7 protein-coding genes are annotated in these 6,811 nt (G+C 36.1%); 3 read left to right on the top strand and 4 right to left on the bottom strand.

The genetic code is table 11. From position 1 onward, the window contains the following. Positions 1-5: 5 nt before the first annotated feature. Positions 6-821 (bottom strand): recombination regulator RecX, encoded by an 816-nt coding sequence (gene recX / locus V7121_RS00120; RefSeq protein WP_335499901.1) that lies wholly within the window; start codon positions 819-821, stop codon positions 6-8. Between the two features lie 77 nt (positions 822-898). Between recX and V7121_RS00125 the strand changes: the two genes are divergently transcribed. The 3 genes from V7121_RS00125 to V7121_RS00135 all read left to right on the top strand — a co-directional run bounded on the left by V7121_RS00125 (position 899) and on the right by V7121_RS00135 (position 2,371). Next, positions 899-1,807 (top strand): TIGR01777 family oxidoreductase, encoded by a 909-nt coding sequence (locus V7121_RS00125; RefSeq protein ID WP_335499903.1) that lies wholly within the window; start codon positions 899-901, stop codon positions 1,805-1,807. A 122-nt stretch (positions 1,808-1,929) separates the two neighbouring features. After that, positions 1,930-2,064, top strand: a complete 135-nt coding sequence (locus tag V7121_RS00130) for a YfhE family protein (RefSeq protein ID WP_081825373.1) — start codon at positions 1,930-1,932, stop codon at positions 2,062-2,064. 115 nt (positions 2,065-2,179) lie between these two features. Beyond that, on the top strand, positions 2,180-2,371 hold the full coding sequence (locus tag V7121_RS00135; protein WP_335499905.1) for a YfhD family protein: 192 nt from the start codon (positions 2,180-2,182) through the stop codon (positions 2,369-2,371). 393 nt (positions 2,372-2,764) lie between these two features. Here V7121_RS00135 and V7121_RS00140 read toward each other — a convergent pair whose 3' ends face one another. The 3 genes from V7121_RS00140 to V7121_RS00150 all read right to left on the bottom strand — a co-directional run bounded on the left by V7121_RS00140 (position 2,765) and on the right by V7121_RS00150 (position 6,706). After that, entirely contained in the window at positions 2,765-3,445 is a 681-nt protein-coding gene (locus V7121_RS00140) for a glycosyltransferase (RefSeq protein WP_335499908.1), read from the bottom strand. A gap of 17 nt (positions 3,446-3,462) precedes the next feature. Next, positions 3,463-5,301 (bottom strand): glycosyltransferase, encoded by a 1,839-nt coding sequence (locus V7121_RS00145; RefSeq protein ID WP_335499910.1) that lies wholly within the window; start codon positions 5,299-5,301, stop codon positions 3,463-3,465. Between the two features lie 166 nt (positions 5,302-5,467). Continuing rightward, complete coding sequence (locus V7121_RS00150; RefSeq protein ID WP_335545316.1) at positions 5,468-6,706, bottom strand: homoserine dehydrogenase; 1,239 nt, start codon at positions 6,704-6,706, stop codon at positions 5,468-5,470. Between the last annotated feature and the right edge of the window lie 105 nt (positions 6,707-6,811).

A 6,811-nucleotide genomic window follows, 5' to 3' on the forward strand; every position in this document is an offset into this window, starting at 1 on the left:
CTTTGTCATGATTTTTCTTCATCTGCGAGGTATTTTTCAATTAAATCCATTGAAAATCCCTTTCGATATAATACTTGCTTCATCTTTTGATTATATTCAAAGCCACTATATTTACTATATTTCCGCTGTGCCTTTTCTCCTTGGAATCTAATTGCTGCCATTTCCTCATCTTCTTCACTGCTCACGCTGATATCATTCACAGCAATATTTATGACATCATAGGAATACCCTTTCCTAAGGAGCAAGTTCTCAAGCTTTTGTTTTAAAATTTTAAGCGATTCCTTAGTATTCTTTTCGTAAAATTTTGTGCTAATCTTAGTGGCTTTTTCAATCTGCTGCTCTAAAGGATATTCCTGTAGAGCTTGGTTAAGAATTTGTTCAGCAATCCCTTTTTCCTTTAGTTCCAGTTTGATGACATTTAGACCTTTGTCAGTGGTATTCGCCTGAGTCCGGACATAGGCTAACGCAAACTCCTCATCATTTATGTATTTCTGAGCGGTTAATCTATGAAGAATTTCATTAATGATGGGTTCATCTATTTCTTTTGTCACAAGGTAATCATGTATTTCTTTTTCCGACCTCATTCTTCTTGCCAAATAATGAATTGCTCTATTATATGCTTTCTTAATGTCATCTTGATATTGAATTTCCATGAAGGAAAAATCATCAAGTTCCATACCTTTTTTTAATTGAAATTTAATGAGCACATCGCTGTCGACACTGAAGGCAAATTCTTCACCTTTACCCTTGCCGTAATCCATAAAAATGTTAAAACGGTCCTGATTTTTCTGTTGTGTGGTGATCTTTGTAATAATGGCCACGTTATTCACCTCAACAATACTTTACCATATCACTCAATGGTTGTTGTAAGATTAAATGTAATAAGGGGGGCAAAAAAATGAAAATTGCGATTGCAGGTGGAACAGGCTTTGTTGGGAAGGCACTTACAGAACATTTATTGAAACACAATCATGAGATAATTATTTTATCAAGAACCATACAGGGAACCATCGAAACAAATCGAATTCGTTACGTCCAATGGTTAAGTGAAAACTCAAACCCGATTCCAGAACTTGAAGCAACCGATATTTTTATCAATCTTGCCGGCGAATCGATTAATGGTGGGCGTTGGACAGAAAAAAGAAAAGAAAAAATAGTAAACAGCCGCTTAGAATCTGTTCAGGCACTATTAGAAATTATCAAAACTTTAAACAATAAACCGAAGACATTTATTAATGCAAGTGCCATTGGAATTTATGGAACATCATTAGAAAAAACTTTTTCAGAAACAGAAACCCATGGATTTGGCGATGATTTTCTGTCTCATACAGTAAAGAATTGGGAAAACGAGGCAAGTAAAGTTTCCCACTTAGGGATACGCACCGTATTTTGCAGGTTTGGAATCATCCTTGATAACCAACAAGGTGCCCTTCCTAAAATCGCTCTTCCTTATCAATCATTTATTGGGGGGCCAATTGGTAATGGCCGTCAATGGATGTCGTGGATTCATATTGAGGATGTGGTCAATGGGATATTGTTTATTATTGAGAATGAAAAAATGGATGGTCCCGTCAATTTCACTGCACCTCACCCTGTTACAATGAATGAATTTGGAAGAACCCTTGCACAGGTATTACACCGTCCCCACTGGCTCCCTGTCCCAAGTTTTGCTCTCAGGTTACTACTAGGTGAAATGAGCACATTGGTGATTGATGGTCAAAAGGTTTTACCGAATAAGCTTTTAGCACATGGGTATCCATTTAGGTATTCAAATTTAAATTTGGCATTGAAAAATATATTTTCGTAAAAAAAGTATCATTCCTTTCCTTAAAGGTAAAAATGGAAATAAGTACATAAAGTGCTTTTATTTTTTACCACATAGCTTGATGACGATTAACTAAAAGAAAAATGTTGAAAGGAATGAGCAAAATGGCGGAAAAAAAGAAAAAGGATAAGGATCGTGGCAAATACTCCCTTACGAGTATGCAGGAGGTTTCTTATCAAAGAGAATTTAAAATGGCGGACCGTGCTGGTGGATTTCACGATAAGAAAACCAGGCTATAATACCCATTAGAGTCTGCTGAAGGATTTTCCATTCATGGTTCCCTTTCAATTTGTAAATGATATTAAAGGGAGCAACTTCGCTCCTGGATGTTACAATTGAAGGGGGTTTTTAGTAATGGGTCGTATGCATAATAGTGGGACTGGTAATAGCAATAAAAGTTCACTTCCACAAACACCTAAGAACCTAAAAATAACCGACGGAAATGATGTTGAGTACTCTGCAGAATTTGCAGACCATGCAGATCTTGAAGCACAAGCACGTGCAAATGCAGCAAATCAACGTGTTAGAATGAAAAAAAATAAATAATTTTAAACAAAAAGAAGAAGCAGGATATCCTGCTTCTTTTTATAAGATAAAGGGGGAAAACCTTTTTCCAACGAGCTCTAAGAGAGGTCTTACTAATAAGAACTCATTTTAAAACCTGATTAGCGAGATTATGTGAATTGTTTCACTATATTCTCTGCATTTTTAATATACTATCCTAGTTAAAATTTGACAACGACTTTCACAGTTTTTTAACATATTTATGTTAGAAATTTGAAGAGAATGTGAACTTAACAAGTTGAAGACGTTAGTAATAGCTATAGTTGTGGATAATTCCATAACGAACTGTGGATATTGTGTGTAAGTCTGTGGAACACTTGTATATCAAGGATCTTATCGTGGATAAAACTGTGGATAAAGACTCCCTAAATCCATTTAATCTTTTGAAACTATTGATTGGAAATGCTCTGTATAAGCTATTATTTCTCCCCATTCCATAAGGTCCTGATCGGAAATCTTCCAAGTATGTTTGTCTGTGTCATGCCTGATTACTGCGAAATGAAAGCGATTGGTTGAAAAGATATTAAACCCCTTCTCTTTACATTGTTTAATGAAAAAGTAATCTTCAGCCCGATTTACTTTTTCAAATTGAACATGATGGAGCACATCTTTTCTAAACATTAATGTTGCTCCGGCAACAGTGTCTGTGATTGAATTCTCATTACCCGATACATGGATCAACGCCTTTTTATTTTTAAAATAGATATATAATGAGCTTTTTCCAATAATTGAAATATCTTCATTTTTAAAAGCTTCCATCGAGCTTTTAATATAGTCAGGTCCGTAAAAGTCATCGTCATCAAATTTTGCAATGATATCATAATTTGACTTCATGACCCCAAAATTTAAGCAGTCGCCTAATGTTGCTGCTTCATGTAATTGGTAAATTTGAACATTACGATATTTCTTCGCCTTTTTAATCCATCTATCAATATCCATAGAATCCTTATTTAGGATAATGATTAGCTCTTTATCCTCCCAGGTTTGCTGTTGATAATTTTTGAAAACATTATTGATATTCTCTTCTCTGATTGTACAAGTAATAATTGAAACCACATTTTCACTCCCTAAACCTAGTTTGCGGAATTATTTTTTTTATTACTTTTCATGACCTTTTCCAAAAGGTTTGTTAAATTTGAAAACCTTTTTAAGCCTTTGATAGAATTGATATCCTTTTGAAGCTCTTTACCATCGTCAGAGCCAAAGCCCGCCGCTCCTAAGATATTTATGTGACGGATGTCGATTTGGAGTAATAGGTAAATCGTTTCAAGTATGCAAATAAATTTTTCTTGAAATTTTTGATATTGTTCCGGATTGGATCGAACAAGTATCTTATATTCGCCCAATATTTTATTCATCGTTAATAAATCTGAAAGACCTGCAAGCTCTAATCCAAGAATTAGGACATCAATGTCATGGTGCTTTATAGTAAAAAGTCCCAGGTTGTTTATTGCTTCTTTCCATTTGCTTTGCCCAATAGGATGTTCTTGATGGTAAGTTGGTACATCGGAACTAACGATATATTTGGCACCCATTTTATATAAACGATAGCCTAATTCCCAATCTTCGTACCCGTACTGAACAAACTCTTCATCAAACAACCCAGCTTGAATAATAAGCTCTTTACGAATGGAGACATTCCCTGTAAGAAATGCCATCCATGGAAATTCAAACCCTTCTAAATCAGCATTAAAATTGCGGGTTATTGATTTAAACCAAGGGTATACCTCAAAACTCAATTCCTTGATAATTTCTCTTGCAATATCGCTTCTTTGTAACAATGGGTATGGCTCTTTACATGGATATTTGAAGTTAGCAACCTTAGTAAAAATCTCCTTATTATGCTTTGATAAAGTTGAGATATTGTTTATTTGCTTCCGTTTAAATTCTGGGAAGATACATGTGTATATGCCTTTTGAATGCATCGCCCCTGATACAATAAGATTTGTTTTAGATTGGTGAAGTCGATGATGTTTTTCAACAAAGTCAGGCTCCGTGATCATTTCAGCATCTAGAAAGATAAGAATCCTTCCTCTTGCTAAATGAATTCCTAGGTTTCGGACCCTCGCTCTTCCAAGATTCTTGTCATTTCGAATATATTTAAAATGGAATGGAGCTGTATATCCCTTTAGTTTTTCTTCAGTTTGGTCTGTCGAAGCATCATCAATAAAAATTACTTCCATCTTTGAAGGATTAAAGGTTTGCTGTTCTAGTGAGTAGAGTGTAAATAGATTGAGTGGATATTTATTGCGTGAAGGAATAACGATACTGACTTCAATAGCTTCGTTCTTATTTAGTCGGGACTTTTTATTTTGAGAGTTTTGACTCTTTGTATTTGTCCTTTGTATTTCTGGTACATTTACTGGCGGGGTTGGCCAAACACCATATAACCCAGCCTCGTTTCCAGATAGCTTTGTATTCATTAATTCTTTAAGATTTTGCTCGGTTCGACAGTAATTCCATAACCTAATCTCATTGATATCACCATTAAAAAATAGTCCTGGCTGTCCGCCAATCATTCCCGATGGATAGACATACGTTTTCGGGCTGCGTTCCCCTTTCTTTACTAATTTACCGTTTATGAATAGCTGCGGCTCTCCTTCATCATAGACAATGGCAATATGAATGAGATCTTTAATCGTTGTTTCATAAACTAACACTGCATAGATATTTTCAAGTGTATGTTCATAAATTGTTATTCCATTTAAACCAACCGATACACTAACGGCAGCATCATGGTCGGACTCCACATATCCCGGCCCAATGATGTAATTTTTTCCATTCCTATTTGCCGGGATTGTTCGTGATTGGGTATCAATATGATGTATATTTTCAGGCAATACCCAAAACTCATAGGTAAATGTGTTTATCAAATTCTTTACTAACCCTTCATTTAAGCCATACCTTAACATGACCCACCTCTTCAATTTACTTTTATTAAAAACTAGTCCGTTTGGTCAAGCTTTTACAAGATATGAAATCCACTTAAATTTGACTAGACTCTTCCCCAATAAAAATAAAAAAAGAGCACCTAAATGCTCTTTATCACGAAAAGAATGGCTGACTCATTCTTTTAAATTAAAGGACTGCAAAGTTTGCTTCTTTATTGTTGCTTAGTATTTTATATTCACCGATTATCTGAAAGTAACCCGATGCCTTCTTTTGACTAATTAACTGTTCTAATTCTTTTTGGGTTGCCTGAATAATAGCCGTATCTTCAGAAGTTTGTTCTACCCAAGTAAGCGAAGGGCTTAAATAATTTTTTACGAGACCTTGAAGAAACCATAATCCTTTTCCATTCCCCTTCTCTTTTTGTTCACAGGCTGCCGTTGTTTTATTATAGTTCTTATTTGGAGGCTGGTTTTGACAAACAAAGACTAAATCCTCGATAACAGCACTTGCAGTTGGAAACATACCCGCACCTGGACCTTGTAAAGTGATACTCCCAACTATATCGGATTGAACATTCACAGCGTTTTCTACCCCTTCAACATGATAAAAAGGATGGAACTTTCCAACAAGTACTGGTCTAACCGACGCATTAATTTGATATCCTATCCTACTAATACTTGCAATATGTTTAAACCTCAAACCAAGTTTTTCAGTCACTTCAATTAACTCACTAGTAATTGTAGTAATCCCTTTCCGTTCCACATCGTGCCATTTAGGTTCTTCCCCAAAGGCAATTCTGCTGAGAATCATAGTTTTATAAAAGGCATCAAAGCCCTCGACGTCGTTGGTTGGATCAACTTCTGCATAACCCTTCTCCTGCGCCAAACGGAGGGCAGCAGCAAAAGACTGCTTTCCCTCACGCATTTCTGTTAGGATGAAATTTGATGTCCCATTAAGGATTCCTTGTACCTGTCGAACACGGTTCACATTTAATAACTGTCTTAAGGTTTGAATGACTGGAATTCCACCAGCAACTGTCGCTTCGTACCCTACCGATACATTATGGTTCTCCGCTAACTCAAGCAGTTCACTACCGTAGTAAGCAAACATCTCTTTATTCGCGGTAATAATGTGACAGCCTCGTTGAATGGCCTGTTTTAGAAATGTAAAGGTTGGTTCTTTGCCTACGATTGCTTCCACAACCACATCAAGCTGAGGCAGATTTAGAATTTCAGCAAAATCTGTCGTGATTAGAACGCCTTCATTAATGTCTCTTGTTTTTTGCTTATTTTTTATTAGGACAGCTGTTACTTCTACCTTTTTCCCTAAAACCCCAGTTAGCTCATCCTCGTGGGATTGGATTGTTTTATAAACCCCTTCACCCACCGTACCAAAACCTAGAATTGCCACTTTAATGACGGACATCCTTAGCCACCCCTTCAAAAAATATTAGACAGAACAATAATAAAGCGTAAGCACCCTGTTTAGCGGCGTATGGCCTGGAGCGCTCCAACTGAGATAAAGGAAACA

The sequence above is a fragment of the Neobacillus drentensis genome (genome assembly GCF_036962125.1).
In the GTDB taxonomy this organism is placed as follows: domain Bacteria; phylum Bacillota; class Bacilli; order Bacillales; family Cytobacillaceae; genus Neobacillus; species Neobacillus drentensis_B.